3 protein-coding genes are annotated in these 3,729 nt (G+C 73.2%); all 3 read left to right on the plus strand.

Translation table 11 applies throughout. The features are described 5' to 3' along the window. Positions 1-714, plus strand: a 714-nt coding sequence (locus G5C62_RS25915; protein WP_241176144.1) for an ABC transporter substrate-binding protein, incomplete at its 5' end; no start/stop codon positions are given. A gap of 100 nt (positions 715-814) precedes the next feature. After that, entirely contained in the window at positions 815-1,756 is a 942-nt protein-coding gene (locus G5C62_RS25920; protein WP_036332394.1) for an ABC transporter permease, read from the plus strand. Beyond that, positions 1,753-3,729: dipeptide/oligopeptide/nickel ABC transporter permease/ATP-binding protein (locus G5C62_RS25925; protein WP_164703267.1), on the plus strand; the 1,977-nt coding region annotated here is incomplete at its 3' end. The genes G5C62_RS25920 and G5C62_RS25925, both read left to right, overlap by 4 nt.

A 3,729-nucleotide genomic window follows, 5' to 3' on the forward strand; every position in this document is an offset into this window, starting at 1 on the left:
ATCGTCGGTTTCCCGGTCATCGACAAGACCGGTGCGACCAACCCCGCCTTCGCCGACGAGCGGGTCCGGCAGGCGATCAGCCACGCCATCGACCGCGAGGCGATCGTCGAGCAGCTGCACCCCGGCGCCCAGCCGACGGCCCAGCTCTTCCCTGCCGAGGCCGAGGGCTTCGACCCGGCGCTCAACGAGGAGTTCGGGTACGACCCCGAGCGCGCCCGCGAGCTGCTCGCCGAGGCCGGCCTGCCCGACGGGTTCGCCTTCGACATCACGGTGCTCGGCCAGCCGTCGGAGGACCAGGTGGTCATCCAGCAGCAGCTGGCCGAGGTCGGCATCACGATGAACTTCGTGACGGCCACCTCGACCGACCAGGTGTTCGCTGCGGTGCGCACCGACCCGCTGATCTTCGGGCCGATGGCGATCGGTGGTCAGCCGGCCGGCTGGGTCGCCGGGGTGCTCTACGGCGGCTTCATGAACATGCAGGGCGCGACCGAGCCGGAGATCCAGAGTGCGCTGGGCGCTGCCCTCGGCGCGACCGGCGACGCCAGGGAGCAGGCGCTCGGCGACCTGAACCGGGCCATCGCGGAGAACGGCTGGTACATCCCGGTCTACGAGGACTACGCCTACACCGGCTACAACGCCGAGAAGGTGGCCGAGCCCTCCTACGCGGGGACGAACAACTACCTGGTCCTCTCCGAGGTCGAGCCGGCCGCCTGAGCCGCCCGGCACCGGCCGGTGGCCGCGGGACGCCCCGCGGCCACCGGCCCACCCCGCACCGTTCCCTGGCCCGTGCACCCGTACGCCGAAGGACCCTGTGATGCTCGCTTTCCTCGCCCGGCGGATGGTCATGGCCATCGGCACGGTGCTCGCCGCGGTGGTGATCAGCTTCCTGCTGGTGCACGCCACCGACACCTCGCCGGGTGCGGTCCGGCTCGGCACGAACGCGACCCCGGAGCGGATCGTCGCGGAGAACGAGGCGCTGGGCTGGAACCGCCCGCTGCCCACCCAGTTCTTCGACTACCTCGGTGACCTGGTGCGCGGCGACCTGGGCACCTCGCTCATCGACGGGCGCTCGATCGCCGCCGACCTGGCCGACCGGGTGCCGGTGACGGCGTCGATCGCGCTGTTCGCCACGCTCCTCTCCGGCGTCCTCGGCATCGTCCTGGGCGTCACTGCGGCGGTGCGTGGGGGCCGGCTCGCCCGGCTCATCACCACCGGCAGCGGGGTGGCACTGTCCCTGCCGGTCTTCTGGGTCGGCATCCTGCTGGTCTACGTGCTCGCGCTCCAGCTGGGGTGGCTGCCGGCCACCGGGTACGTGCCGTTCACCGTCGACCCGGCCGGGTGGTTCACCAGCCTGCTCATCCCGGTGATCACGCTGACCATCGGCGGCGCGGCGATCGTCGCGCGGACGGCGAACGCCGGCCTGCGGCAGGCGCTGGCCCAGGAGCACGTCCGGACGCTGCGCGCCATGGGCACCCCGGAGTGGCGGATCCGCTACGTGCACGCGCTGCGCTTCGCCAGCCTCCCGGTCGTCTCCGTGCTCGGCATCCAGTTCATCGCCCTGTTCGGCGGCTCGGTGATCATCGAGAACCTCTTCGCACTGCCCGGGCTGGGGCAGGCCGGGCAGGCCGCCGCGGCCTCCAGCGACTTCCCGGCCCTGGTCGGCGTCGTCGTGGTGGCCACCCTGGTCGTCGTCGTCATCAACCTGCTGCTCGACCTGGTCGTGGCTGCACTCGACCCGAAGGTGCGTGCCGCATGAGCGTGCTCCCGCTGGACGCCGCCGACGACGTCGCTGCCGAGCCGGGGTCGCCGGCCCGCCGGCAGGGCCTGTCCGAGGTGCTCCGCCGGCCCGGCGGTCTGCTGGCCGCCGGCTGGCTGCTGTTCGTCGTCGTGGCGTCGCTGACCGCACCGTGGTGGCGGCCCTACGGCGTCGCCGAGCAGGACCTCGCCAACCGGCTGGCGCTGCCGTCGGCGGAGCACTGGCTGGGCACCGACCCGCTCGGCCGCGACCTGCTCAGCCGGATATTCACCGCCGGCACCGAGCCGCTGCTCTCCTCCGCGGTGACCGTGCTGGTCGCCTTCGGGATCGGCCTGCCGCTGGCGCTGATCGCCGCCGAGCGCGGGCCCCGCGTGGAGAGGGTCATCAGCCGGGTGACCGAGGTGTTCCTGGCCCTGCCCTCGACGATCCTGCTGCTGGCCGTCATCGGCGTGATCGGGGTCCGGACCTTCATCATCATGGCCGTCCTCGGCGTGCTGATCTCCGCCGCGGTCTACCGGGTGATGCTCGGTGTGGCCCAGTCGGTCCGCACCCGGCTCTACGTCGACGCCGCCCGGGTCAACGGCCTGGGCTCGCTGCGGGTGAACGTGGTGCACGTGCTGCCGTCGATGGCCACCGTCATCGCCGTCCAGGCCGCCCAGCTGTACGGCATCGGCCTGCTGATCGTCGCAGGCCTGGCCTTCCTCGGCTTCGGTCCGGCCGAACCCGACCCCAGCTGGGGGTTCATGATCCAGGACGCGTCGTCCTACGTGTTCAACGCGCCGTGGCTGATGGTGCCGACCGGGCTGGTCCTCGCGCTCACCGTGATCGCCGCCAACGAGCTGGCCGACGCGATCGCCGGCAAGGCCGCTGGGGAGGCCGCCCCGGCCCGCCGGCGCCGCCGGTCGCCGGCGCTGACCGCCCCGCTCGACGGCGCGGCGGAGCTCGCCCCGGCCGACCCGGACGCCGTCCTGGAGGTCCGGGACCTGACGATCGCCGTCGACGACGGCGCCGACCTGGTCACCGGTGTCTCGTTCGCGTTGCGACCGGGCCGGGTGCTCGGTCTGGTCGGTGAGTCCGGGTGTGGCAAGACGATGACCGCCCGGTCGCTGCTCGGCCTGCTGCCCGACGGGGTGTCGGTGCGCGGCGGGGCGATCCACTGGCGGGGCCAGGACCTGGTCGGCCGCACCGAGAAGGCGCTGACCGCCGTCCGGGGGCGGGAGATCGCACTGATCTCCCAGGAGCCGATGGTGGCGCTGGACCCGATGTTCTCCGTCGCCTACCAGCTCACCCAGCCGATCCGCCGGTTCCGCGGCGTCGGCCGGGGCGAGGCGCGGCGGATCGCCGCGGAGCTGCTGCGCAACGTGGGCATCGTCGACGCCGAGCGGGTGCTGCGGAGCTACCCGCACCAGCTCTCCGGCGGCATGGCCCAGCGCGTGTGCATCGCGCTGGCGCTGACCGGTGAACCACAGCTGCTGATCGCCGACGAGCCGACGACCGCGCTGGACGTCACCGTGCAGGCGGAGATCCTCACCCTGCTGCGGGCGCTGGTCCGGGACACCGGACTGTCGGTGGTGGTCGTCAGCCACGACCTCGGGGTCGTCGCCGACATCTGCGACGACGTGGCCGTGATGTACGCCGGCACGGTGGTCGAGTCCGGCACCGCGGCCGCCGTCCTCGACGCGCCGGAGCACCCGTACACCCAGGCGCTGCTGGCGGCCAACCCGCACGTGCCGGACGGCGTCCCGGTGCCGGTGCGGCTGGCGTCGATCCCCGGGACGGTGCCGCCGCCCGGCTCGTGGCCGGCCGGCTGCCGGTTCGCCACCCGCTGCCAGTTCGCCCAGGACCAGTGCCGGTCACGCCCATCAGCCGCAGCGGCTCCACCAGCGTCTGGCCGATGGTGCGGGCGGGGTTCAGCGACGAGTACGGGTCCTGGAAGACCACCCGCAGGTCGGCCACCTGGCGGCTGCGCTGCC

It is taken from the genome of Modestobacter sp. KNN46-3 (genome assembly GCF_011039295.1).